Origin of the sequence: Microtetraspora fusca, from assembly GCF_001570365.1 — a bacterium.
In the GTDB taxonomy this organism is placed as follows: domain Bacteria; phylum Actinomycetota; class Actinomycetes; order Streptosporangiales; family Streptosporangiaceae; genus Microtetraspora; species Microtetraspora fusca.
The window spans coordinates 117,467-142,650 of record NZ_BBYK01000058.1 but is presented as its reverse complement, the minus strand read 5'-3'; the positions used below and the strand labels follow the sequence as shown (position 1 = coordinate 142,650).

The following is a 25,184-nucleotide window of genomic DNA, read 5'->3' as shown; positions in this document are numbered from 1 at the left end:
GTGTCACTGCGCTGTGGAGGGCGGCGCGCGCGCCGGGGCGATCGACGTGCCTGGAGGCACGGGCAGGCTGGGGCCGGCCGCACCGTGCTGCCCCGTAACGAGGAGAGCGCGGTACGGCCCGGCACCGGGAAGTACGGCGACGCCACCGGACACGGTGTGCGGGCCGGAGCGCGCCTGCAGCCGGGGCATCCTGTGCTGCTGGTCCACCCCGGGGGCGGGCAGGTCGTACCACCTGTGCGCCGTGTAGATGGGTCCGGCGTGGAGGACCGTGACGGAGGCGGCCCGGTGGGTCGCGGTGAGCGCGTCCGCCGGGGTCGCGCCCGCTAAGAGGAACACGGGCAGCAGAAGGAGCAACGCGGCGGTCAGTCTGCTCCGCATCGTTTCTCCTCTCCGCTCAGCAGGCCACCGTAGCGTGGGACGCTCCGAAGGCGCGCCACGATGAACCGCCCGGCCTCGGCCCGGTTCGCCGTCCGCCGGTACGGCGACCGCCCCGGCCGAGCGGGAGGCGTTGATCGTCTCACGGGTCAGGGATGCGTATGCGCTGCCGGCGCTATCGGAGGGGAGCGGCTTGGCCGCTGAGGTGGGTCAAGCGGCGGCGTTGCCGGCGCGGACGATTGTGTGGACAGGCCGCGATTTGCGAGCGGCGGCCCTCGCACGCCTGAAACGAGTTCTGATCTGCCCGAACGGTCCTTGTCCAGGAATTGGACCCGGAAAACGACCGACCGATTTCAGGCCGTGGATCCAGGCTCAGAGGCCGCCCAGTGTCGTCGTTGTCGCGCGTCCGCTCGCCGTAGTGGCACCTACGTAGCAGGTTTCACCATCTAGTGCCGAATTTCGCCCTTAGTGGGGTTTTCTGGGGGATTCATCCATATCCCAGAGTTATGCAAATTTGGAGGGTATTGCGCGGACGCTCTTGGTGTCAGCTTGGGGCCAGTCCGATTGCTCGGACTGCTCACCCCCCATGCAGCCCCCCATGCAGAGGAGTCACCAAGAGTGAATCCCACGATGAGGTCGGGCGCCGTCGCCTTGCTGGCGGCGGTCACCTTGACCACACTCACAGCAGTGCCCGCCGCTTCAGCGGCCGGGGCCGACGGCTCCCAGGCGGCTGCCCAGGTGGCCCCGCCGCCGTCGCCGGCGTTCGCTCAGCCGGACGCCCAGCAGCGCAAGAACGCCGTCGCCAGTGCCGACAAGGCACTGGCCACCGACACGACGGCGCTGCACGCCTCGGCCGACGACACCTTCCAGCTGGTACGCAACATCGCCGGCACCCGCGGCCTGCAGTACCTGACCTACCAGCGTTCCCACCGCGGCGTGCCGGTCTACGGCGGCGACGTGGTGGTGGCCACCGACCCCTCCGGCCAGGTCGTCGAGACCGTCGCCACCGGCCAGGAAACCACGCTGAAGCTCGACGTGAAGGCCACCGTCACCGCCGATGCCGCGGCGGACACCGCCCGCGCCCAACTGGCCGGCGCCGACAGCGTCGCCACCCCCGAGCTGGTGGTGCACGCCACCACCGCCCGGCCACGCCTGGCGTGGGAGGTCGTCGTCACCGGCACCGCCAAGCACGGCGGCCCCAGCGTGCAGCACGTGTACGTGGACGCCAAGACCGGCCAGGTGATCGACGCCTGGGACGAGGTGCGGGACGGCACCGGCAACAGCAACTACCACGGCACCGTCACACTCGCAACCTCCGGGTCCGGCGGCTCGTACTCGATGACCGACCCGAACCGGCCGGGGCTGCGCTGCGGCGGGCAGGGTGGCACCGCCTACACCAAGAGCAGTGACAGCTGGGGCAACGGCTCGGGCACCGACCTGGAGACCGCCTGCGTGGACGCGATGTACGCCGCGCAGGTCGAGTGGAACATGCTGCGCGACTGGCTGGGCCGCAACGGCCACAGCGGATCAGGCGGCTCCTACCCCGCCCGGGTCGGCCTCAACGACGTCAACGCCTACTGGAACGGGTCCTACACCAACTTCGGCCACAACCAGGCCAACAACAAGCAGGCGACCACGTACGACGTGGTGGCGCACGAGTACGGCCACGCGATCTTCCAGTTCTCCGGCTCCGGTGGCGCGGGCAGCGGCAACGAGGCCGGCGGGCTGAACGAGTCCACCGGTGACATCTTCGGCGCGCTGACCGAGCACTACGCCAACGAGCCGGCCCCGTACGACACGCCGGACTACCTGGTCGGCGAGCAGCTCAACCTCGTCGGCAACGGCCCGATCCGCAACATGTACAACCCGAGCGCGCTGGGCGACCCCAACTGCTACAGCGCCTCCATCCCCAACACCGAGGTGCACAAGGCGGCCGGCCCGCAAAACCACTGGTTCTACCTCCTCGCGGAGGGCAGCAACCCCGGTGGGGGTAAGCCGACCAGCCCGACCTGCAACAGCACCACCGTCACCGGGATCGGCATCCAGAAGGCCGGCCAGATCTTCATGGGCGGCCTGAACCTGAAGACCACTCCGTGGACCCACGCCAAGGCCCGCGTGGCCACCCTGAACGCGGCCAAGTCGCTGTTCAAGAACAGCTGCACCGAGTTCGACGCGGTCAAGGCGGCCTGGGCCGCGGTCAGCGTCAACGCCCAGTCGGGTGAGCCGACCTGCACGGCCAACCCGGGCAACGACTTCTCGGTCTCCCTCAACCCGACCTCCGGCAGCGTCCAGGCCGGCCAGTCGACCACCGCCCAGGTGAACACCGCCGTGACCTCCGGCAGCGCCCAGCCGGTCACTCTGAGCACGCGCTCGCTGCCCAACGGCGTCACCGCGTCGTTCAACCCGGCGACGGTCACCGCCGGCCAGTCCTCCACGCTGACCCTGTCCGCCTCCTCCACCGCCACGGGCGGCACCTTCCAGGTGACCGTCGTCGGCACCGCCGGCTCGACCACCCACGAGGCGACGTTCTCCTTGACCGTCGGCCGCGACCAGCCTCCGACGAACGACTTCTCCGTCTCGGTGAACCCGTCGTCGGCCTCCGTACAGGCCGGCCAGTCGGCGACCGCGACCCTCGGCACCCAGGTGATCAGCGGCAGCACGCAGACCCTGGGGTTGTCGGCCAGCAACGCGCCGGCCGGGGTGACCGTGACCTTCAACCCCTCCACGATCAGCGCGGGGCAGACCTCGACGGTGACGATCGTCACGTCCTCGACCACCACGGCGGGGACCTACACGATCAACCTCAACGCGGCCGGTACGTCGGCCAGCCACTCGACGACCTTCTCCCTGACAGTCGGCGGCGGCAGTGGGGAGACCACCTGGGCGACCTGGACCTCGTACAAGGCGGGCGATGTCGTGACCTACGACGGCGTGCGCTACCGGTGCCTCCAGGGGCACACGTCACTGCCCGGCTGGGAGCCGCCGAACGTTCCCGCCCTCTGGCAGCGGCTCTGATCAGGAACCCTGATCAGTCGTTCTGATCGATGACAGGGCGGGCGGCCATCCGTGGGCCGCCCGCCCACATCGTTTCAGAGACAGGAATGAATTCCAGAGGCCGAAGTCGGACAGGCAGCCGTCCAGGCCGTCACCTCGCCCGGGCGGCTTCGGCGCCCGCTACGTGGAAATGCTGCAGTCCGTCTGGATCTGACCTTCCGGCCACACCACCTGTTCACCTGACCATTCACCCCGCGCGCCCCCGCCCCACACCGCGGGGGCGCTCGCATCTTCAAGAGGTGACCCGCCGGCGGATTGCCGGGTCGGCAGCTCTGTCCAGAGAGGAACGGCACCGGACGGGAGTCGAGCTCGCCGAGCCGGCGCGCCCCGGTAGGCGGCTCGCCGTAGCCATAGGAGGTCCACGCCATTCCGGCTGCCACCTACTAGTCGGCATCTAGAACGAAGAACAGGAAGCTCGGGCTGGTGGCGAGGGCGCGGAATTCGTCGGGGAACAGCTCGCGGGCGGCCGGCACGGGCTGTGGCTCGCTGATGACGGCCAGACGGAAGCCGGCCGCGGTGAAGGCGTCGGTCATCGCGCGCAGTGGCCGGTTCCAGAAGCTCATCGGGACGGTCTGGCCGCCCATGGTCCACTCTTCGGTCCAGTTGTAGGTCGCGAAATAGTCGGTCTTGCGCCCGGCCGAGCGGTGGATGGCGTGGATGGCGAAGGGATGGTCGACGGACACGATCAGGCGGCCGCCGGTCGTCAGCACGCGCCGCAGTTCGGTGAGCGTCGGCCCCCAGTCTTCCAGGTAGTGGAGTACCAGGGACGCTATGACGTCGTCGAACGCGCCGTCGGGGAACGGCAGCGGGTTACGCAGGTCGGCGACCTGTAGGTCCGCGCCGGCACCCAGCCGCTGCCGGGCCAGCTCCAGCATTCCGGTGCTGTTGTCGATGCCGGTCACGACGGCACCCCGGTCGCGCAGCGCCGCGAACAGCGGGCCCGAGCCGCAGCCGGCGTCGAGGATCCGCCGGCCGGTCACGTCCCCCGCAAGGGCCAGGATGGCGGGCCGCTCGTAGTAGGCGTTCGCGATGCCGGCCTCGTTTTCGGCCGCGTACGCCTCGGCGAGACTGTCATAGTCGTTGGCTCGGGACGGATGTGCGGGCTCGACGTGATTTTCGGGCACGGTAGACATGGCGGCCATCTTGGCTTGCCAGGCTCGGGCCCGCGAACAGCCCGGGCGCTGGGCCGTCGGCGGAGTCCGCTCCCCGCGGGAAGCCGGGCGCACCTTTCTCACGCGACCGGGCTGAGGTCCAGGTGGGTGTTCATGTCGAGACGGAACCGTCCGTAGGGGTTGATATGCACCCAGAACAGCGGCGAGAGCGCCCGCCGAGTGCGATAGGTTGCCCGCCATGACTGAGCTTGGCCCCGTTGCCTGGCCACCTGCCCCGATACGGACCGAGCGGCTCGTGCTCCGCGAGCCCGAGGCCCGGGACCGTGCGGCGATCATCGAGCTGTTCACCTCGCCAGAGGTGGGCACCTACATCGGTGGCCCTCGACCGCGTGATGAGTTCGAGCGCTCGTTGCCCGAGACGCCCGAGAGGCGCCCCGGCCTTTTCGTGATCGAGCTCGACGGAGCGATGATCGGCACCATCGAGCTCAATCGGCGCGACGCGGAGCGTCGGAGTCATGTCCGTCCGGATTCCGGGGAGGCCGAACTCGGCTACCTGCTCCTGCCAGAGGCATGGGGACACGGGTACGCCGCCGAGGCGTGCGCGGCGGCGCTCGGCTGGTTCGCCGACGCGTTTCCCGGTGAGCCGGTGGTGCTCTGCACCCAGACCGCCAACGACCGCTCGATGCGCCTCGCGGCGAAGCTGGGGTTCGTCGAAGTGCAACGGTACGAGGCGTGGGGCGCCGAACAGTGGATGGGCGTGTGGTCCCCGGTCACGCCGCCCGCTTGAGCTCGTGCCCGGAATGGGTGGTGTGCGGGCCGTCAGCCTTCGCCGTCTTCGACGGCGTCCGGGTTCCGGAAGGGGGCGCAGGCCCTGGCCGGGGCCGCTGCGTTCCGTGACGGGGGTGGCTTGCGCGTCCGGTATTGGCATGGTTTCGAGGGTGAAGCCGGGCGGGCCGGGTGGCCCGCCCGGCTACATCCCCGTTAGTCCCCGGCCATCACGGCAAAGGTGAATCCGGCGCTCGTTGGACGGCGCAGCGGGATGTCGCACTTGATCCGGCGCAGTACCTCGTTCCTGCTGAGGCCGAGCCCTTGCGCGATGAGCCGTTCCGGGCGCACCGGTACCGGATCCTCGAAGACGACCTCCACCTGGACCGGCCACGCCTCGTCGAGCCATGCCGACGGGGTGTCGAGCCGCCAGGCCCCCGTCCAGTCCAGGGTGAAGCGGTTGCGCCGGGCGAGCAGCGGATCCAACAGCTTGGACGCCACCAGTTCCGGATCGTTGACGCGGTAGCCGTGGAGCTCGGCCGGATCGAAGGATCTGACCGGCGCTCTCTCGTGCACGGTGAGCTTGCTCGTCCGATCGCAGGATACGCAGCGGACCAGCAGCCACACGTCCAGCAGCTTGCCGTTGGCGTTGACGCGGAACCTGCCCTCGCCGGTGGTGGCCGACTCCGACCGGCAGTCCACGCACCGCAACGACAGCAGAGGCAGCCTGGTCCGGCGAACGACCCAGGGCAGCACGGTATGAGGTTGTGAAGACATGATCTCTCTAGACCTGACACGAGGCCGATTACGCGCGACCTCAAACGCTGTATGACCGGGCGCACAAGGGCAGCCCGGCAGAACCGACGGGAGCGTCGGCTACAGGTGAGCGGAAGAAGGTGTCAGGTCTAAAGAGCAGGCGGGGTCACGCGGTTATGTCCTCTGTCCTCACTGCGACGGGGCTGGGGGCAACCTACGGGAACGCGGAAGGAAGGCTCAAACGGTTTTCCGACCGAAACTTCGTCAGTGCTACCGGGACCCCTCAGTGGCGAAGGCGATGGTGTCGTCGAGGCCCGGCCGGTAGCCGTCGCCGGTGTCCACGGTGAGGGTCGGCAAGGCTCCGTGTCAGCCGGGATGAGGACGCAGAGCTCGTTTGCCCTCCGGGTCGGCGAAGACCGTCCACGGGACGTCGCCGTGGCCCACATCCGCGGGCGGGCGTCGAGATCGGGGTTGAGGAACCTGGGAACAGCCGTTGGCGCTGAGATTGATCTTGGTGGGGATGTGGGGTTGATCGTTCCTGGTTAGGGCCTGGACTTCTGGCGAATTTGCACCCGTTACCTGGGGATACACGGCGGGCTTACGGTCTTGGGTCATGCCGGTGGGATTTTTGTCTGACGATCAGGTCAAGGCGTACTCGGAGTTCGAGGAGTTGCCGTCCCTGGCGGATCTGGAGAAGTTCTTCTTCCTGGATGCGTTCGATCGGAACGTGATTGCTCAGTCACGGCAGGATGCGCATCATCTGGGCGTGGGGATCCAGATCGGGACGGTCCGGTACAAGGGGCTGTTCTTGGAGGACCCCCTGGCGGTGCCTTGGCCTGTGGTGGACTACTTGGCTGTGCAGTTGGGGATCGTGGATCCGTCGCAGGTGAAGCGGTACGGGGTGCGGCCGAAGACGACGTATGAGCACGCGTGGATGATCCGGGACGCCTATGGCTTCCACGGCTTCGAGGGGCGGGAGACGACGTGGGAGGGCCGGGTCCTGGCGAAGAAGTTCTTGACGTTCCTGCATGGTCGGGCCTGGACGCACGCGGAGGGGCCGACGGCGTTGTTCGACCAGTCGGCGGCGTGGTTGCGGCGACACCGGGTGCTGCTGCCGGGTGTGAGGGTGCTGGAGCGGCTGGTCGCCAGCGTCCGGGAACAGGCAGACGATCGGCTGTTCGCGACTGTGGCCCGGCAGGCGTCTCGCGCGGATTCGGGGTTGCCGCGGGCGTTGTTCGGACTGTTGGAGGTTCCGGAGGGGTCGCGGTTCTCGGAGCTGGAGCGGTTGCGGCAGGCGCCGAAGCGGCAGTCGGGCGCGGAGCTGGTGCGGGCGTTGAAGCGGGTGGATGACATCGCCCGGTTCGAGTTGGGCCGGGTGGAGGTGTCCAAGGTGCCGGTTCGCCGGATGAAGACGTTGGCCCGGTACGGGGCAGGAAGCAAGGCCCCGCTGCTGGTCAGGCTGCACGAGCCTCGGCGGACGGCGACTCTGGTGGCGGTGACCAGGTCGCTGGAGGCCGAGGCGATCGACGACGCCCTCGATCTGTTCGCCTTGCTCATGGCCACCAGGCTGATAAGCCCGGTTCGGCGCAAGGCGAGCGTGGATCGGCTTGCGATGCTGCCGAAGCTGGAGAAGGCCTCCAAGCTGCTGTCGAAGGCGAGCCGGGTCCTGGTAGAGCAGCTCGACCTGGTCGCCGAGGCGGACGCCGATCTGGACCCGGCGGCGTTGTGGGCGGCGGTCACCGACCAGGCCGGCGCGACCAAGGAGCAGGTGCTGGCCGCGCTGGAGTCGGTCGAGGAACTGGTTCCCGACGACGACGGCGCGGCGGAGGCCGCGATGCGGGCCGCGCTGGTCGACAAATACAACACCGTCCGGCCGTTCCTGAAGTTGCTGGGTGAGTCACAGGCGCTGGGCGCGGCGGCAGGCGGCCGGAAGGTCCTGGCGGCGGTGCGGCGGCTCCCGGAACTGGCCCGCCGTCAGGTGACGCGTAAGCCGCTGCTGCCCAAGGAAGTGGACGGCTCGCTGATGACGGCGGCGTGGAAGCGGGCCGTGTTCGCCAACCCGAATCTCCCCCAGGGCGCGGTGGACCGGGACGCCTACGTGGTCTGCGTGCTGGAGGCGTTGCACCGGGCGCTTGGAGTCCGGGATGTGTTCGCGGCGCCGTCGCTGCGGTGGGCCGACCCGCGTGCCATTTGCTGGACGGGCGGGCGTGGGAGGCGATCAGCGAGGACGTGTTGGCGTCGCTGTCGTTGACCGACCCGGTTAACGATCATCTGGACGGCAAGCTGCCGGCGCTGGACGCGGCGTGGAAGCAGATGACGGCCCGGCTGGAGGAAGCCGGCGAAGACGCCCGGGACGGGTGTTCACCCCGGCTGACGGGCGTGCCCGGTTGTCGGTGGACTAGCTCGGCGCGCTTGGGGAGAGTCCGTCGCTGGCCTGGCTGCGCGGTGCCTGCCAGGCGATGCTGCCTCGGATCGACCTGCCCGAGCTGCTGCTGGAGGTGCACTCCTGGACCGGATTCCTGGACGCGTACGTGCATCTGGCCGACGTCTCCACCCGGATGCACGATCTGCCGCGGTCACTAGTGGCGCTGCTGGTCGCCGAGGCTTGCAACGTTGGCCTCGTCCCGGTGATCAAGGACGGGGATGAGGCCCTGACCCGCGGCCGGCTGTCGCACGTCGATCAGAACCATGTGCGGACCGACACCCATTCGGCGGCCAACGCGATCCTCATCGAGGCCCAGCGATCCATCTCGATCGTCGCCCAGTGGGGCGGCGGGCTGCTGGCCTCGGTCGACGGGCTGCGGTTCGTCGTCCCCGTCCAGACGGTCAACGCCGGGCCCTCACCGAAGTACTTCGGGTACAAGCGCGGGCTCACCCTGCTCAACGCGGTAAACGACCAGGTGATGGGCATCGGGCAGGTGGTCGTGCCCGGCACCCCGCGCGATTCGCTGTTCATCCTCGACTGCCTGATCAACATCGACGCCGGTCCCAAGCCGGAAGTCGTCACGACCGACCAGGCGTCGGATTCGGACATGGTGTTCGGGATCTTCTCCATGCTCGGTTACCGGTTCGCGCCCCGCTTCGCCGACCTCGGTGACCAGCGGTTCTGGCGCGCCGACGTCCCCAGCGGTGACGCCCCGAGCGGGGAGGGGTCGGGCGAGGAGACCGCGAGCGGCTACGGGCCGCTGGAGGCGATCGCCCGCAACAAGATCAATCGGACGAAGATCCAGACGCAGTGGTCCGATATGGTCCGGGTCGCCGGGTCGCCGGGTCGCCGGTGTCCAACCAGGTCCGTGCCTTGCCTATGACCTGCTGCGCATGTTCTCCCGTAACGGCAACCCCACCCCGCTCGGGCAGGCGTTCGCCGAGTACGGCCGCATCGACAAGACTCTGCACCTGCTGAGCATCCTCGACCCGATCGACGACACCTACCACCGGAAGCTGAACAAGCAACTCACCGTGCAGGAATCCCGACACCGGCTCGCCCGCAAGATCTGCCACGGCGGGGGCGGCCAGATCCGACAGGCATACCGTGAGGGCCAAGAGGACCAACTCGCAGCTCTCGGCCTGGTCGTCAATGCCGTTGCTCTCTGGAATACCCGCTACCTGTCGGCCGCCGTCGAACATCTCCGCGCCCAGGGGGGTGCCCGTCAAGGACGAGGACGTCGCCCGGCTCAGCCCGCTGGGCCACGCCCACGTGAATTTCCTGGGCGGCTATGCCATCGCTTCGTCCGGGCCTTCCGAGGGACTGCGCGAACTCGGCGAGATCCCCGATCTTCCCGAGATCAACAGCGGCGCGGTGCGAAGTGAGAGCTGACGGACAGCCTTCCCCGTGGGAGCCGATCAGCGAGTCAGGTCTGTATCGCGTTCAACGAGATAGAAGTTCGTCAGCCCAGGCAGAACTCGTTGCCCTCGATGTCCTGCATCACGAGGCACGACTCGTTTTCTTCATCGGCGGGCAGGAGCCGCACGCGTTTCGCGCCGAGAGGGATCAATCGTGCGCATTCGGCCTCGAGGGTTGCCAGGCGCTCTGCACCGACGAGTCCGGTGCCGACCCGCACGTCAAGGTGCAGCCGATTCTTGGCGACCTTGCCTTCGGGAACGCGCTGGAAGTACAGCCGCGGACCGACACCCGAGGGGTCGCTGCATGCGAACCATGAGTCCCGCTGCTCGGGCGGCAGCGTGCGATTGAAGTCGTCCCAACTGGCGAACCCCTCAGGCGGTGCCGGCGCGACATACCCCAACACCTCGCACCAGAAGCGACCGACACGCTCAGGTGAAGCGCAATCGAAGGCGACTTGAAACTGCTTAACGGATACCATGGGAAAATCCTTCCATAGATCACTATGCATACCGTAATCGCCCACCGTGCACCCCGGCCGGATTGGCAAAGTCCTGAAAAGATCCACAGCTCCAGCCTGAACGCCTCGCCCGCCGAATCTGGCAAGACCAAGATCGAATGGCCATGGTGAGCAGGGAATCATCCCTCCACGACGGGCCGTTCGATTCCCAGTTATCTGGCAACTCGGCGCACGGGAGGGTGAGGACGTGGATCCGGTGATCGTCGAACACCTCGGGCGCGAGCATCCGCTCGCCCGTCATCTCGACGACTTCCTCACCGACCGCAAGAACGCGGGCGCTTCCCCGCACACCCTGCGCGCCTACCGCGGCGATCTCCTCCAGTTCACCGCGCACTGCGACGGCGAGATCGCCGAACTGACCGCGCCGCCCATCCGGGAGTTCCTTACCGCGATCGGCGCCCTGTCGGCCGCGACCCGCAAGCGCAAGCGCGCCGCCGTCGCCTCCTGGTGCAAGTGGGCCGTGCGCCACGACCTGCTCGACGCCAACCCCATGGACAAGATCGACACTATCAAGGTGTCCAAGTACCTGCCCCGGCCCGCCGCGACCGCCGACATCACCAAGGTTCTGGGCTCGATCTGTAGCCGTCGGCCGCGCAAGGACGTCCCCCTCGACCGGCTCCGTGACCGGGTCCTGTTCGAGACGATCTACGTGCGCGGAACCCGCGCCGCCGAAGCCTGCTCCCTGGACCTCGATGACTTCGACCTCCGCCAAGACGACGAGCACGTCCGCATCCACGGCAAGGGCGGCACCGTCCGCACCGTCCTGCTGGACGACCACGGCTACGTCGCCCTCCTCAAGCTCTACCTGAGTCGCGCCGGCTACCGGTTCGGCCCCGTCTTCCGCGCCAGCATCAACGGGACCGGCGGACCGCTGTCCTACGACGCCGCCCACCACCGGTGGCAGGGCTACTGCGAGGCGGCCGGAGTCGACATCGAGATCCACCAGCTACGGCACGCCCACGCCACCGAACTCATCAACGCCGGCGTCTCCATCGAGGTCGTCCGCCGGCGGCTCGGCCACGCCTCCACCGAAACCACCCAGCTGTACACCCTCCTCGCCGACGACGTCGCAGACACCGAGATCCGAGCCGCCCGCCGACGCCGCGACCGCCGCTGACCTGCACGCTCAATGCTCCACACGTCACTACACACAACCAAGATCAATCTCAGCGTCAACGGCTGTTCCCAGGTTCCTCAACCCCGGAGATCGATCTGATCGACGACCCCACCACCTGATCACCAGCGACCAGTTTGCCTGCTGGAGATGGCGAATGGACGCGATGTCCGGCATGGTCACCCAGGTGCGCCCGCAACGGCGAGATGAGATGAACGCGTACTATCGGCCCTTGCCACTCTGTGATCAAGGCATAGTGCAATGAATCGTCACACGGGAGACGCCAACGCATGAATACGCCACCGTCGCCACCTGGAGCGGAGCGAACTGACGGATCATCGGTCCAGATCGGCGCTCTCGTTCCGCTGACTCGGCCTGGCTGGGTCGAGGCAGGCCAACACTTGCTCGCTGGACTCGAGCTGGCCGTTCGCGAAGTCAATGACGCCGGCGGGATCGCCGGAAGACCACTCGAGCTGGTGGTCCGAGACACCGCGGCTGATCCACAGAGGGCCGCGGCAGCCGTCGATGAATTGGCTCGCCTGGGGGTGGCTGCCTTGGCGGGGGAGTATCACAGCGTCGTCGCTCGCGCCGCTGCCGCCAGGGCCGACGCCCTCGGCCTGCCGTTCCTCTGCTCGTCAGCGGTTCTCGACGCGCTCACCGAGCAGCCAACGGCATGGGTCGCGCGCCTCGCCCCGGCGCAGTCCCACGGCTGGCGGATCTACGCGGACTTCCTCCTCAGCGCGGGCCACAGACGCATCGTCGTAGCAGCCGAGCCGAGTGTCTACTGGGCATCTGGGGCCCGCATTCTGCGGGACTACCTCGCTCCACGCGGCGGCACCGTCATCGAACTCGACATGCGCGCGTTCGCCCCCGCGGCCGTGTGCGACGAACTCGTCGGCAATCGCGCGACAGCCCTCCTTCTTCTGGTCGGCCACCCGGAGCCGGCGGTGTCGATCGTCAAGTCTGTCCGCCGCGACCAGCGCCTCGCCGAGATCATGATTGGTGCTCCAGCCGGGCAACCGGAGTTCGCCGAATGGGCGACGTTGCTGGGCGACGACAGCGCCGCGATCCCGTTCCTGCGCTACCTGCCCGAGGGCCTCAGCCCACTCGGTGCCCGAGTCGAGACGGCCCTCCGCGAGCGGCTGGCCGAAGCGCCCTCCTTCGTCGCCTTCGAGGGCTACGACACGGTTGCCGTTCTCGCCAATGTGCTGCGTTCTCACGGCGCGGACCGGGCGCGCACCGCCGAATCCTGGCAGCGCGTTGCAGTCGAAGGCACCCGCGGGCTGATCCAGTTCTCCCGCGCGCCAGGCATCAGCGTCTGGCAATGGGCTTGGCCGCCAATCCAAGTCGTTGATCGAGATCCAGCGGAACCTGATCGCTTTCGGATCCTTCACGCCGGCTGAGAGCTGCTTACGCAATGGGTTGAGGCGGCGCCGGCAGATCAGGGCGCAGCCGAGGGGACGTCACCCCAGAGATGCCAACCTGGCGGAACAGATCGCCAAGTTCCTCAAGTTTGCGGTCGCCTCGGGAGCCGAGCCTCCTGCGGTTCGGACGTGATCGGCCTTAGGGATGGTGCAGCGAACCCCGCGTTTGCGCAGGTAGGCCCGGTTCTTCCGAGAGGGTGACCAGCAGTCGTGCGAAACCGGCCCGGATGACGCGTGAGCTTCAGGAACTCATCGCGGCTCGGTCGGAATCGCTGCGAAGAACACAGAATTCGTTGCCTTCAGGGTCAGCGAGGACTGCCCAGCCAGAGCCATCAGGATTCCGGTGATCGGTGACAAAGGTGGCACCGAGGCCCAGCAGCCGTTCCACCTCCTGCTCACGCGAGGTCTCAGGGCGCAAACACAGATGGACCCGGTTCTTGATCTTCTTAGGCTCGGGCACCTGGTTGAAGTACAGCACTGGGCCCTCCGCCAGCAGCACCTGAGTCTCCCGGTCACCCGGTTTGTCCTCCGGATGCAGTGGGCGGCCAGTCACCCTGCTCCAGAACCGGGCCAGCTCGTAGGCATCCGCACAGTCAATCGCCACGTTCTGCAATACCGAAACCATGCGCGCAAGCCTGCCCGACTTCCACTCCCGACGCCACCGCGTTGCGCTCAGCCTTCGCACACAGCTCAGGCGCATGGCAGCACTTTCGATACACGCCCTCGAGGGGGTGCCAGCGGAATACGGCAGAAACGGGCCGCAGGCTGAGGTGAGTGCTGGCCAGTGTCGATCGCGACAGCGTCGGGCAGTGCGGATCTCGGGGGCGGCGACTTCGTCGGCGAGCAGGGTTGTCAGTTCGGAGCGGCGGCCTACTCCAAGGGGCAGGGGCTGAATCTGGCTACGCGGCCCTGACTGTGTTCGCGCGGATTCCGTCGTTCAGGTAGCCCAGGCCGCGGTGTGCGTCGCGCTCCACGCCCACGAGCTGTTCTGCCGTCTGGCGGCCCGAGCCGGGTTCCGGGTGTTCATGGCCTGGGCCCGTCAGGCAGGCACCGGCTGGTGTTCTCGCGGCGGACTGGCGTGGTGGTGAACCGGCCCTCGGTATGGCCTGACCGATGATTTTTCCGCGCCGTGCTGGTCTGTACGCCGAGTACCGACTTATAGGAGGCTGACGCCATGCGGAAACTGACCTTCGCCATGAACCTGAGCCTGGACGGCTACGTCGCCGCGCCCGGCGACGACCTCGGCTGGAGCGTGCCGAGCGACGAGCTGTTCCAGTGGTGGTCCGACCGGGTGGGGGTGACCGGCCTGGCGCTGTACGGGCGCAAATTGTGGGAGGCGATGAGCTCCCACTGGCCGACCGCCGACCAGCAGCCTGGCGCCACACCGGCGGAGATCGAGTACGCCCGCCGCTGGCGGGACATGCCGAAGGTGGTGTTCTCCTCGACGACCAGCACGGTCGACTGGAACACCCGCCTGGTCACCGGCGACGCGGTCACCGAGATCACCCGGCTCAAGGCCGAGGACGGTGGCCCCATGGACATCGGCGGCGCCACACTTGCCGCAGCGGCCACACGGGCCGGGCTGATCGACGAGTACGTGCTGGTCACCGCACCGGTCTTGCTGGGCAGCGGCACGCCGTTCTTTACGGCCCTGGACAACTGGGTGAACCTGACCCTGATGGAGACCCGGACGTTCCCCGACGGCGTACTCCTGACCAGGTACGAGACCAGGCGCTGAGTTCGTATGGCGGGCGGTGGATCTGCCGGAAGGAACCGCGGCGGTGCCGTGCTGCCACGTGAAGCCGTGGCGAGCTGCTGGTGCTGGTGCTCTCGCGTTTGGCAGTCAGGATGGCTGGACTTCGTCGAAGAAGGCGAGGGCTTCGGTGGGGTCCGGGCTCACGAGGCGTTCCAGACCGGCCGTCGTGATCTTCGCCCACATGCCGGCCCGTGCCCACATCTGTTCCTCGAAGGCGCGGACGGCCTCGTCCAGATCGCCAGAACTGGGGGCGGCGGCGACGGACTCGGCGAGTTCGGCGCCTTCCAGCATCCCGAGGTTCGCGCCCACCCCCAATGGGGGCATCAGGTGGGCGGCGTCGCCCACTAGCGTCACCCCGGGGACGTGGGCCCAGGTGTGGCCCACGGGCAGGACGTAGAGGGGGCGGTGGACGAAAGCGGTGCCGTGGCGGAGGAGGTCGAGGACGGGAGCGGCCCAGCCGTCGAACAGGGCCAGCAGGCTTGATCGCACGGCCTCGACGTCGGCCAGGTCCAGGCCCGCGTCCATGCCTGCGCGCCGGTTCAGGCCCATATGCCGCTCCAGGTTCGTGTGCCAGTCCAGCGGCGCGCGGAACTGGGCGTACACCTTGACGTGGCCGCCGCTGTTGCGCTGGGCGACGAGGGCGCGGTTCACGCCGTACACAGCCATGGAACCGTCGCCGATCAGCCGGGCGAGGTCGGGGTGGCGGGTGTCTACGTCGTCCAGGGAGGTCTCGACCAAGGTGACGCCGGTGTAGTGCGGCGTCGCGGACGAGACTGCCGGGCGGACCCGGGACCAGGCGCCGTCCGCGCCGACCACGAGGTCGAACGTCTCCTGTCGTCCGTCCGCGAAATGGACCAGCACGCCATCCCGGGCCCCCGGCACTACCTCCGTCACGCCCCGCCCCCACTGAACGTCCAGAGGGCCGAGTAGCAGGTCACGGAGTTGCCCGCGGTCGATCTCGGGATTGGCCCGGTCATCCGGACGGGGTTGCCAGTCGCGAAGCACGGTCCCGTCCGTGTCCAGGATGCGCATGGCCTGCCCCTCGGGGCGGGACAGCGCCTGGAACTCCGCCAGCAGCCCCGCCTTGCCCAGCGCGAGCTGGCCCAGCTTTTCGTGCAGGTCCAGCGTGCCGCCCGGGGGACGGGCGTCGGGGGCGGGATCGCGTTCGAGGACGGTGACGGGGTGATCGTGGCGGTGCAGGACGCGGGCGAAGGTGAGGCCGGCGGGGCCGCCTCCAATCACGGCGATACGATGTCTCATGTTTATACACCGTATTCTGCCGATACGGTGTATCGCAACAGTACGATGTAAGCATGACTGTGTGGGACCGGCCGGAGCCGCCGACTCGCCCCGCGCCGCTCGACCGGGAGCGAATCGTTGCCGCCGCCATCGCGCTGGCCGACGAGGGCGGGCTGGAGGCGGTGTCGTTGCGCAAGGTCGCCGCCCGGCTGGACGCCGGCCCGATGCGGCTGTACGGATACATCTCCACCAAGGAGGAGCTGTTCGACCTCATGGTGGACGAGGTCCACGCCGAGATCCTCCCCGAGGAGCAGCCCGGCGACTGGCGGGAGGCGCTGCGCACCCTCGCCCACGGCACCAGGCAGGCCGCTCTCCGTCACGAATGGCTGGCCGACCTGCTCGGCGGTCGCCCGACCCTGGGCCCGAACGGCCTCGCCGTGACCGAGGCCACGCTGGCCGCCCTCGACGGCCTCGCCGACCTCGACACCGTCATGCGCGCCGTGGAGACTGTCAGCGCCTACTTCACTGGCGCGATCAGGCGCGAGATCGCGAACCTGCGGGCCGAGCGCGCCACGGGCCTGTCCAAGCACGACTGGCAGCGCGCCTCCGGCCCGCATGTGATGAGGATGCTGGCCACGGGCCGTTTCCCGGCGCTGGCCAAGGTCGTGCACGACGGCACGGAAGTGGATGCTGAGGCGTCCTTCGCGACCGGCCTGGACTGGGTCCTCGACGCCGTGGCCGCCAAACTCGCCCGGCCGCCGGCGTGACGCTCAGGATTTGCGGGTGACATCCGTGGCACCGCATGACCGGCCGTAGGCGGCGGTGACCTCCAACGCGTCGCGGCACTCGAGCGACACCCGGGCCAGGCGGTCGGCCACGCCGAACGAAAAGTCACGCCGCTCTAAGGAGCCCGCTTAGCGGGACTTTTCGACCGTAGGTCAAGAGTCACAGTTCCGATGCTCGTCAGCCCCCGCCGCCTCGGCAGGAGCGTCGCCTCAGCCGTGCAGGGCCAGATAAGGGGCCAGGGCGAGCAGCGCGACGATGAGCCCGTACTTCAGCCCCCGGGCCGGCAGGGCGTGCGCGATCTTCCAGCCGATGAGCACGCCGGCGAGCTCGGGGATGCCGACCAGGGCGGCCAGTGGCCAGTCGACGGCGCCATGCGCCAGATAGCCGACGGTGCCCACCGCGGCGACGACGATCGACTGCACCTGCGCCGACGCGAGCGATTCCAGCACGGGGACGCCGAGAGCGATCAGCAGGGGCACGGTCAGCATCGGCCCTCCGATCCCGACGACACCGGCGGCGACGGCCACCGCGAGGCCGAGTCCGGCCACCAGCGGGGTCGGCGGGACCGCTCCGGCGGCAGGGCTGCGCCGCTCGCGGATCCACACCAGCGCGGCCACCAGGACCAGGAGCAGCCCGAGCGTCAGCCCGAACGCCCGCGTGGACACCATGGTGTTGACCAGCACACCGATCGGAGTGCCGATCACCGCGGTGCCGGCCAGCAGCAGCGCCGTACGGCGCGTCGCGCACTCGCGTAACTGCCCGGAGCGGGTGTACGCGGCCGTGGCCAGCGCGCCCGTCGCGACATGGGTGACGATCGCGGTGCCGGCCACCTCGGCCGGGGACAGGCCGGTCAGGGCGAAGAGCCCGATCGTGGGCAGGACGCCGCCGGGCCCGAGCGCGGTGATCCCGACCCCTCCGGCGAAGCCGAACAGTCCCAGCAGCACCAGCAGCGGAAGCGACGGATCCTCCATCACCGTGCCTCCGTACGGCGGGATCGCGGCGTGCACGGGCAGGCGGAAGTCATGGGCCACCTTCAGGCAAGAGTCGAGCCGGACGAACCGCCCGGCCGTGGGGATGTGGGGAGGTCGGCCGACCGTCGGGGTCGCCCCCGGCGGTCGGTCACGTAAAACGTCAGCCGGTCGGCGTGGGCGTGGATGAACTCGAGGCCGACCCGCCGCGGTACACGGTCGCGCAGAGCGTGAAGCGGTCGGCGCGGACGCGGATCGACTCGACGTCGACCGGCCGCCCGTCGGACAGGAAGGTGAGCCGTTCGATCGCGAACACCGCCGCGCCGACCGGGATCTCCAGCAGCGCCGCGGTGCCGGGATCGGCGGTGACCGCGTGCACCGCCACCTCGGCACGGCCGAGCAGGAGGCCCGTCGTCTCCTCGATCAGCGCGAACACGTCCCGTCCGGCGAGGTCGCCGCCCAGGACGCCCCGCCCCACATCGGCCGTGAGGTACGACGTGTCCAGTGACAGCGGCAGCCCGTCCAGCCTGCGCAGCCGTTCGATGTGGACCGCCACGGCCCCGGCGGGCAGGTTCAACCGCTCGGCGATCGCCGCCGGCGGGTCGGCGACGACCTCGGCGACGCGGACCTCGTTGGTGACGGTTCCGTAGCCGGTCAGGGCTTCGGCCAGTCCCGCCAGACGGTCCAGCCCGTGGCCGTACTTCGGTGTCACGATGGTGGTGCCCACCCCGCGCCGCCGGGTGATCAGGCCCTCGCCCCGGAGCAGGCCGAGTGCCTCCCGGACCGCGTTGCGCGAGGCGCCGAGCCGATCTCCAAGGGTGCGCTCGTCGGGCAGCACGCCGTCGCCGAACGCGCCGGAGGTGATCTGTTGCCGCAGCAGGTCGGCCACTCGCCGCGCCCGCTGGGCCCTCGGCTGTGACGACACCCAGCCGTCGCTCATCGAATCCCCCCGTCCGGGTGCTGACGCCGCTGTCGGCCACGCTATCCGGGCACTGTTACGCCAGAGTTACGCCACCTACCTTGACCTGTATAAACGCCTGACCCGGGGGTTCACGGAGCCGCCATGGGGTTGCGCCGGTCTGATCCGCGCACGGAGCCGGCTGAACCGGTCACCCGCCGCTCGCGGCGCCCCACCGCTGCCTGCCCGCCGTCGACCGCCCACGTGTCGACCGCCCACGTGCCGTCCAGACAATTCCGGCATCCGCTCCGACCGGGATGGCCGGGGGACGGGGCCCGGGGGCGGTTACGAGACCACCGGTTTGAGAAAGCCTTCGAGGACCACCACGCCCTTCCCGTATTTCTCGTCGACCTCACGCTGGAGCTCCGGCGTGACCACCCAGACGCCGATCGTGACCTGGCCCGTGCGCCCGTCCGCAGAGGCGGATTGCACCCCCTTCATTTCCTTCCACACTCGCTCCTGGAGCGCGCGCAGCTCGGCCTCGGTGCGCTGAGCGCTGTTCAGGCACAGCGCACCGCCCCAGATCTCACGGATCTCGACCTCGCGGGCGGTCGCGTCGCCGGTGAACCACAGGTTCAGCACGAGCCGCTTGGGGTCGTTGGCGTAGCGCTCCACGGATCGGACGTCATCGGGCTGGTACCCCTCGATCTCTTCCAGGTAGCTCTGGTCCAGCGCCGCCTCCGCGTACCCGGGAAGCTTCCGGGCCTTTTCGATCGCGGCCTCCATCGCGCGAGAGGTGGCCTTTGCGGGGTCGACCGGCCGCCAGCCGCCCGCGGGCTCCGGGCAGCGGGTGGTGGGGCCGGACCGCTCCGGCGGGGCATCGCGACGCTCGGCGGCGCGCGGCGGCTCGGTGAGCGTCAGCCTCGTGCCGTCCCAGGCGCCGACCACGTGGTACTCGCCCCAGCGCACACCGCCGCGAGCGGAGTGCTCGACCGCGTTCCAGTCCCACCCGAGGATGTCGGGCCCACCGCACTGCGGCGGCAGGGATTGCGCGACGAAGGAGCAGAGCTGGGGACCGTGCCGCGCGTCGGACAGCACGGTGCCGTCAGCCTGGTACCTCTCCGGGTGGGCGGTCACTGCCGGGGCCGTCCCGCAGGCGGCGAGCGTCACGAGCGCGGCCACAGACCAGATGCCTCTCATGCACCTGAGACGGACCTGAGTGATCAAGGGTTCACAGCACCCTCGATCGGGGCGTACGCGACAGGTTGATCATGCCCCCTAAAGTGGCATAAAGGTGACGAAGCGCGGCAGGCTGCGGTCCAGCCACGCTTGACTGACCACAGGAGCGCGTGTCGGCGGCGGAGGGGGAGCGGCAACCACGTCGATTGCCGCGCGCATGTCCGCCCACCAGGAGTCGGCGAGCGTCGGGGGCGTTGTCAGATCCGGCGTCGCCGAGCAGACCGGAGCGTGAATGAACTCGGTCAGCTCGGCCCTACAGGCATAGCCGTCACCCGGCTCCCAGTCGACGACGTTCCCACAGCTCCGGGCGGGGCACCTGCCGCGGCAGCAGCTCGGCCGCCTCGGTGGTGCCCCAGAGCGGCTTGTCGTGGAGCTTGCGCTCGACGGGGGTGGCCGGCACCCGCAGCCACGTCCACCGGCGCGACCACTGGGCCGGGCCGCCCACGGTGCTCTCCAGCCGTAGGCGCCGTGAGGCCCCTGAGGGCCGGCTCGTATCGGCTGCGGCGTTCTGAGGGAGTCGCGGCACGGGCGTGCGCGAACCTTCCTACTTATCGTGCTGTCGGCGCACCATCTCGGTGATCCAGATGGGCGCGAACGGAGACGTGCAGCCCGGGGAAGTCGGGTAGTCCTTGAGCACCTCCAGGCGCTCACCGATGTCGACCGCACGGGCACGGTGCTCGGCGTGCTCGATCCCGATCTGAGCCAGACAGTGGTTCATCGCCCACTGCAGGCGATCCGGGGCATCTTTCATCTCCGCCTCGATGACGTCGAGCAGTCCTGCGAGGTCGAGGCCCTCGGGCTTCTTCGTCACGCGTTCGGTGGTCAGCGCCCAGCCGGCACTCGCGACCACTGGGTCTGGATCGGCCGACCAGGCCAGGCGAAGCTCTTCAGAGTTCGGGTTCTTCTTCACCACGTAGTTCACGAGCCAGTCGTGCACCTTGGGTGTGCGCGCGTCGCGCAACATGACGTCCAATTCGTCACGCTCGAATGCCTTCGGGCGGCAGATCAGGATCGCCAGCAGTCTCGCTGCAGTGTCATCCGTCTCCCAGAGCTGGCAGGCGAGTTCCTGCTGCGTCTTCAGCCGCTTCGCGAGCGCGCGCAGCTTGCTGAGGTTCACGCCGTGATCGTCACCGTGTTTCTCGTTCACCTCGCGTGTCTTCGGGTCCTCGAGCTCGGCCAGCTCGGCCATCACCTCGGCCACCATCACCTCGGCCACCATCGTCTCGGTCAGCGTCGTCTCGGTCAGCGTCGTCCCGGCCACCTCAGCCTCCTGTCCATCACGTGCGAGATTCAGCCTACGAGCACTCGGATGTTCAGCTCAGTCTTCTCAGAATCGGCCATGCCGCTATCCAGAGAGCAGGGCGGCGATAGACCGGCTACGGATGGCCTGCCGAGGTCGCGGGCAGAACTGGAGCGTCACCCGCATCTACCTCGAGTCCTATCCGGCCCCTGCAGAACCCGGGCCCGAAGCCGGGGTCGGACAGCGATGACTGCAGCAGCGGCCAGTTCACCGGCTCTGTCAACATGGGGCCCATCAACGTCGGCTTCGCCCCGCCCATCAGCTGCGACGAGTACGACATGACCATCGGCTCGCCCGGAAGGTACTCCCTGAAGTGGAGCACCGGATGGTTCATCCAGCAGGGTAACCAGGAGGCGTCCTACGTTCAGTCGGTGAAGGTCCCGCATGGGGCCGAGGTGCGTTGGAGCTACAAGCAGAGGCTGGAGATGGCGCGCTGGACGTACCCGTCGATCCCGTGTTCGTCGACGAACAGTAACCAGGTCTGCGACCCCAACGCCTGGATGATTGAGTCCAAGGGCTTCGGCCGCTACTCGTCATCTAGGTCCTCGGCGCGGGTGCGGTGGCCATCGGCATCGGTGTCCGGCGGCGGCACCGGGTTCGGGTGCGGCCGCCGGACGACTCCGCTACGCGCGCATCGACGGGACGGCGTCCCCGCGGAGCGCGCGTGACACCGCCCACCAGCACGCGAGCGCCAGGAGCACGAACGCCGCGCTCACGAGGACCGGGCCCCGCGGGCCCTGGATGCCGATGGCCATCCCGCCGGTCGCCGGCCCGAGGATCGCGCCGAGGTTCAGCGCCACGGTCGAGAACGAGCCGCCCATGGTGGGTGCGGCTCGCGTCGTCACCGCGATGCGCGCGATGAGCGTGCTGCCCAGCGCGAACGACAGCCCGCCCATCACCGGCGCCAGCACCCACAGTGCGACGGCGTGCTGAGCGGTCAGCGCGACGACGATCCAGCCGAGCAGGAGGACCGGCGCGGTCACGCCGATCAGCCTGCGCCAGTGGCGGTCGCCGAGCCGGCCGGTGACGCTGACGCCGACGAACGTGCCGACGCCGAAGACGGCGAGCAGGAGCGGGACGGCGCCCGGCGCCAGCACGGCGACGTCGGTCGCGAGCGGCGCCAGATACGTGAACGTGCAGAACGTGGCGGCGTTCACGAGTACGGCGAGCACGATGCTCGCCTGCGCCGGGTGGTTCCGCAGCACCGCGAGCTCCTGGCGGAGTGACGCGGATCCGGTCTCGGCGGTGCCCGTGAAGCGGGTCGGCGTGGCCACCGCGACGACCAGCAGCGCGGGAACGCACAGGGCGGCGATCGCCCAGAGCGCGGCGCGCCAGCCCAGCAGCTCGCCGATGGCCGCGCCGCCGGGCACGCCCGCGATGAGCGCGAGGGTGGTGCCCCCGAGCACGACCGACAGGGCCCTGGCCTGACGGTCGGCCGGGACCAGCGCGAGCACGGTCGAGAGTGTGACGGCCAGGAAGCCCGCATTCGCCAGGGCCGCGATCACGCGGCTCGCCAACAGCACGCCGAAGTCGCCCGAGAGGGCGCCGACCGCGTGCGCCGCGATGAACAGCGCGAGGAAGCCGGTCAGCGTCCAGCGCGGGGAGAGGCGGCGGCCGGCGAGCGCCATGGCCGGAGCGCCGACGACCATGCCGAGGGCGAACCCGGAGGTGAGAAGCCCCGCTTCTCCGAGGGAGACGCCGAGATCGCGCGAGATGCCGGGAAGAAGGCCGGCCAGGACGAACTCGGAGGTTCCCTGGGCGAAGACGGCGACGGCAAGCAGGTACAGCAGAACAGGCATGAGGATGCCTTCCGAAAGAGGTGGTGGGAACAGGACGTTCGGCACCACCGGCGCTCGGATGCGTGAGGCTCAGCGACGGCGCGGCGAAAGCGCTGCGCGAACGGTCGCGAAAGGGGGATCTAGGGCATCTCGGGCTACCGGCGGGCCGGCAGCCCTTCCCTGTCTGATTCGGGCAACCTCATGCGAAGCAGTCTACTTAGAGGTCGGCTCCGGAAGTCCTTCGGGGGTGATCATGCGGCGAGGCAGAACGAGGATTCTTCCTGTGATCGGCGGTGTGCCGGTCGAGCCTGGCCAGCAGTTCGTCCAGGTCGGAGGTGGTGAACTTCCACTGGAATGGCTGTGCCCGTGGCGTTGTAGCGGTCTTCGAAGGCTCGGAGCCGGTCCCCGACCTGGGCAAGGTCGGTGAAGTCGTTGTGCGTGACCTTGCGCTGCACGGCGGAGAAGTAGATCTCGACCTGATTGAGCCAGGAGGCGTGGACGGGCGTGTGGACCATCACCGCGTTCGGGAACGCGGCGGTGAGCCGGTCGGCGGCCTTCTGCGCGCGGTGTGAGGAAAGGCGCTCGGGCGTCCCGAGCGGCGGCGGTCTGCCAACCCGGGCCAGCCGGTGCTCGGCGAGCCGGCCTCGCCACATCCGCACGGTGTCCAGGTGCACCCGACCTGCCGGGCGATGCGCGCGTTGGCCCAGCCGCGTGTGGCCAGCAGCACGATCTGCGCGCGCACCCGCGCCCGGTACTCGCTTCGGTGGCCCGAGGCCGCCTTCTTCAACCGTTTGCGTTCGGCAGCGGTCACAGAGATCGACCCGCAGCCGCAACGGGCATGGCAAACAGGCCGATCGCGACAAGTGGATCAAGACAGCGGCAGGCTGCCGTATCCGCGACGGCCACCGCGAACCGCCCATCCACCGGACACGTCATCCAGATCGGGCAGGATGGCCGCCATGCCCACACCCGCCGAGTCCACCTGGACCGCACAGGCCCGGAGGCTGACCGGCCGTGCCCGCACCGCCTGGCCGCAGCCGGGCCCGACCGGAGAGTCTCAGCTGGTGGCGGCCTTCGCGACCAGCTCGCTGATCTGATTGACCGCGACGGAAGGACCAGGGAAGAACCGGTTCTTGGTCAGCGCGAAGGAGATGCCGGTCGCGGTGTCGGCATACGCCGCGCTGCCTCCCATGCCGGGCATGCCGAAAACGCTCAGCGTCTCCTGCGGGTCGGCTCCGGGCCGGCCGAGGTTGTAGCCCAGCGCGCGCGGCATCGGGAAGCCGACCATTTGGTCGACATCGGCCGTGGCCAGGGCTGTGACCTCACGCAGCCGCTCGTCCGAGACCAGCCGGACACCATCCACCTCACCAAGCAGCGCGGCGTACATCCTGGCCACCGCGCGGGCGGACATCGTGCCGCCCGAGGGAATGTCCGAAGCGAGCACCACGGGGTTGTTGCCGTATTCGGCGCTGGGGGTCACGGCGGGCGGCGTGGCCTTGAACATCGGCAGGTCGGCGGGCACCGCTGCCATCATCGCGGCGGAACCGGGCGCCTCCTCGAGTCGGGCGAGCCGGCCGAGCTCGGACTCCGGGACGCCGAAGAACAGCTCGTCGGCGATGCCCAGCGGAGCCGCCACCTCCTGCCTGAGTACGTGCGAGATCGGCTTGTCGGTGGCCCGACGGACGATTTCGCCCATCACGAAGCCCCAGGTCATCGCGTGGTAGCCGGTCTTGGTCCCCGGCTCCCACCAGGGCTCGGAGCTGGCGATCAGGGCACACATCCTGTCCCAATCAGCCAGGTCCTGCACCGTGAGGTCGGACGGCACCGCCGGGACGCCGATGGAGTGGGTCAGCGCGTGGCGGATGGTCGCCTTGCTCTTGCCGTGGGCGCCGAACTCGGGCCAGAGCTCCACGATCGGCGTGTCATAGTCAAGGGCGCCGCGGTCTGCGAGGACGTGCACCACCGTCGCAGTCACACCCTTGCCAGTGGAAGCACTGTAGAACGGGATGTCCGAGGTGACCGGACGGCCGCTGTCCGGATCGGCGACACCTGCCACCGCGTCCACCACCAGCTCACCGTGCTGGTACACCGCGACCTGGATACCCAGCTCGGAGCCCGACTCCACCAGTTGGTCAATGGCCTGTTGCACAAGCTTCTGCATGATGTTCATGCCCTCTCGATCTTTGGCTGCGGCGCTTGTGGGCACCGTTCACCCGAGAGTCGGTACCAACGGTGAGATCTCGACATCTGCACAGCGCT

At 69.0% G+C, this 25,184-nt stretch carries 21 protein-coding genes and 1 pseudogene; 8 read left to right on the top strand and 14 right to left on the bottom strand.

What is annotated here, in order from left to right; genetic code table 11:
• Positions 1-3: 3 nt before the first annotated feature.
• Entirely contained in the window at positions 4-378 is a 375-nt protein-coding gene (locus AWQ68_RS27170; protein WP_066945100.1) for a hypothetical protein, read from the bottom strand.
• A gap of 615 nt (positions 379-993) precedes the next feature.
• Between AWQ68_RS27170 and AWQ68_RS27165 the strand changes: the two genes are divergently transcribed.
• On the top strand, positions 994-3,390 hold the full coding sequence (locus tag AWQ68_RS27165; protein ID WP_066945098.1) for a M4 family metallopeptidase: 2,397 nt from the start codon (positions 994-996) through the stop codon (positions 3,388-3,390).
• 422 nt (positions 3,391-3,812) lie between these two features.
• Here AWQ68_RS27165 and AWQ68_RS27160 read toward each other — a convergent pair whose 3' ends face one another.
• Positions 3,813-4,562 (bottom strand): class I SAM-dependent methyltransferase, encoded by a 750-nt coding sequence (locus AWQ68_RS27160; RefSeq protein ID WP_373281546.1) that lies wholly within the window; start codon positions 4,560-4,562, stop codon positions 3,813-3,815.
• Positions 4,563-4,779: 217 nt separating this feature from the next.
• Between AWQ68_RS27160 and AWQ68_RS27155 the strand changes: the two genes are divergently transcribed.
• Positions 4,780-5,328 carry a GNAT family N-acetyltransferase gene (locus tag AWQ68_RS27155; protein ID WP_066945093.1) on the top strand — a complete coding sequence of 183 codons (549 nt, stop codon included), beginning with the start codon at positions 4,780-4,782 and terminating at the stop codon, positions 5,326-5,328.
• A gap of 194 nt (positions 5,329-5,522) precedes the next feature.
• On the opposite strand, the gene AWQ68_RS27150 is transcribed toward AWQ68_RS27155, so the two are convergent.
• Entirely contained in the window at positions 5,523-6,062 is a 540-nt protein-coding gene (locus tag AWQ68_RS27150; RefSeq protein WP_218007058.1) for a DUF1062 domain-containing protein, read from the bottom strand.
• 613 nt (positions 6,063-6,675) lie between these two features.
• On the opposite strand from AWQ68_RS27150, the pseudogene AWQ68_RS27145 reads away from it, so the two are divergent.
• Positions 6,676-9,879: pseudogene (locus AWQ68_RS27145) on the top strand (Tn3 family transposase).
• 70 nt (positions 9,880-9,949) lie between these two features.
• Here the strand turns inward: AWQ68_RS27145 and AWQ68_RS27140 are convergent.
• Positions 9,950-10,384, bottom strand: a complete 435-nt coding sequence (locus AWQ68_RS27140; protein WP_066945087.1) for a VOC family protein — start codon at positions 10,382-10,384, stop codon at positions 9,950-9,952.
• A gap of 226 nt (positions 10,385-10,610) precedes the next feature.
• Between AWQ68_RS27140 and AWQ68_RS27135 the strand changes: the two genes are divergently transcribed.
• Positions 10,611-11,540 (top strand): tyrosine-type recombinase/integrase, encoded by a 930-nt coding sequence (locus AWQ68_RS27135; RefSeq protein WP_066945083.1) that lies wholly within the window; start codon positions 10,611-10,613, stop codon positions 11,538-11,540.
• Positions 11,541-11,827: 287 nt separating this feature from the next.
• The gene (locus tag AWQ68_RS27130) at positions 11,828-12,940 is read left to right on the top strand and encodes an ABC transporter substrate-binding protein (protein ID WP_066945081.1); all 1,113 of its coding nucleotides are present in this window, start codon (positions 11,828-11,830) and stop codon (positions 12,938-12,940) included.
• Positions 12,941-13,202: 262 nt separating this feature from the next.
• Here the strand turns inward: AWQ68_RS27130 and AWQ68_RS27125 are convergent, their stop codons facing one another.
• Positions 13,203-13,586: a VOC family protein gene (locus AWQ68_RS27125; protein WP_066945079.1), complete on the bottom strand. Its 384-nt coding sequence runs from the start codon at positions 13,584-13,586 to the stop codon at positions 13,203-13,205.
• A 549-nt stretch (positions 13,587-14,135) separates the two neighbouring features.
• On the opposite strand from AWQ68_RS27125, the gene AWQ68_RS27120 reads away from it, so the two are divergent.
• Complete coding sequence (locus AWQ68_RS27120; protein WP_066945076.1) at positions 14,136-14,699, top strand: dihydrofolate reductase family protein; 564 nt, start codon at positions 14,136-14,138, stop codon at positions 14,697-14,699.
• Positions 14,700-14,804: 105 nt separating this feature from the next.
• On the opposite strand, the gene AWQ68_RS27115 is transcribed toward AWQ68_RS27120, so the two are convergent.
• Positions 14,805-15,977 carry an FAD-dependent oxidoreductase gene (locus AWQ68_RS27115; RefSeq protein ID WP_066945073.1) on the bottom strand — a complete coding sequence of 391 codons (1,173 nt, stop codon included), beginning with the start codon at positions 15,975-15,977 and terminating at the stop codon, positions 14,805-14,807.
• 53 nt (positions 15,978-16,030) lie between these two features.
• Here AWQ68_RS27115 and AWQ68_RS27110 point away from each other — a divergent pair, with 53 nt between their 5' ends.
• Positions 16,031-16,723: a TetR/AcrR family transcriptional regulator gene (locus AWQ68_RS27110; protein ID WP_066945070.1), complete on the top strand. Its 693-nt coding sequence runs from the start codon at positions 16,031-16,033 to the stop codon at positions 16,721-16,723.
• A 228-nt stretch (positions 16,724-16,951) separates the two neighbouring features.
• Here the strand turns inward: AWQ68_RS27110 and AWQ68_RS27105 are convergent, their stop codons facing one another.
• From AWQ68_RS27105 to AWQ68_RS27090, 5 genes are all read right to left on the bottom strand, one after another.
• Positions 16,952-17,773 carry a sulfite exporter TauE/SafE family protein gene (locus AWQ68_RS27105; protein ID WP_218007057.1) on the bottom strand — a complete coding sequence of 274 codons (822 nt, stop codon included), beginning with the start codon at positions 17,771-17,773 and terminating at the stop codon, positions 16,952-16,954.
• A 100-nt stretch (positions 17,774-17,873) separates the two neighbouring features.
• On the bottom strand, positions 17,874-18,650 hold the full coding sequence (locus tag AWQ68_RS27100) for a GntR family transcriptional regulator (protein ID WP_066945067.1): 777 nt from the start codon (positions 18,648-18,650) through the stop codon (positions 17,874-17,876).
• Positions 18,651-18,953: 303 nt separating this feature from the next.
• The gene (locus AWQ68_RS27095) at positions 18,954-19,808 is read right to left on the bottom strand and encodes a hypothetical protein (RefSeq protein ID WP_157545770.1); all 855 of its coding nucleotides are present in this window, start codon (positions 19,806-19,808) and stop codon (positions 18,954-18,956) included.
• 307 nt (positions 19,809-20,115) lie between these two features.
• Entirely contained in the window at positions 20,116-20,292 is a 177-nt protein-coding gene (locus tag AWQ68_RS42790; RefSeq protein ID WP_157545768.1) for a hypothetical protein, read from the bottom strand.
• 99 nt (positions 20,293-20,391) lie between these two features.
• A complete protein-coding gene (locus tag AWQ68_RS27090; protein WP_084464448.1) occupies positions 20,392-21,066 on the bottom strand; it encodes a DNA alkylation repair protein in 675 nt (224 codons plus the stop codon).
• Between the two features lie 305 nt (positions 21,067-21,371).
• On the opposite strand from AWQ68_RS27090, the gene AWQ68_RS42785 reads away from it, so the two are divergent.
• On the top strand, positions 21,372-21,815 hold the full coding sequence (locus AWQ68_RS42785; RefSeq protein ID WP_157545766.1) for a hypothetical protein: 444 nt from the start codon (positions 21,372-21,374) through the stop codon (positions 21,813-21,815).
• Here the strand turns inward: AWQ68_RS42785 and AWQ68_RS27080 are convergent.
• From AWQ68_RS27080 to AWQ68_RS27070, 3 genes are all read right to left on the bottom strand, one after another.
• The gene (locus tag AWQ68_RS27080; protein WP_066945061.1) at positions 21,771-22,946 is read right to left on the bottom strand and encodes a Cmx/CmrA family chloramphenicol efflux MFS transporter; all 1,176 of its coding nucleotides are present in this window, start codon (positions 22,944-22,946) and stop codon (positions 21,771-21,773) included. The two genes, AWQ68_RS42785 and AWQ68_RS27080, sit on opposite strands and share 45 nt — an antisense overlap.
• A gap of 230 nt (positions 22,947-23,176) precedes the next feature.
• Positions 23,177-23,599, bottom strand: a complete 423-nt coding sequence (locus AWQ68_RS44365) for a transposase (protein WP_066945059.1) — start codon at positions 23,597-23,599, stop codon at positions 23,177-23,179.
• A gap of 383 nt (positions 23,600-23,982) precedes the next feature.
• Positions 23,983-25,131 carry a serine hydrolase domain-containing protein gene (locus tag AWQ68_RS27070; protein WP_218007056.1) on the bottom strand — a complete coding sequence of 383 codons (1,149 nt, stop codon included), beginning with the start codon at positions 25,129-25,131 and terminating at the stop codon, positions 23,983-23,985.
• Positions 25,132-25,184 lie beyond the last annotated feature (53 nt).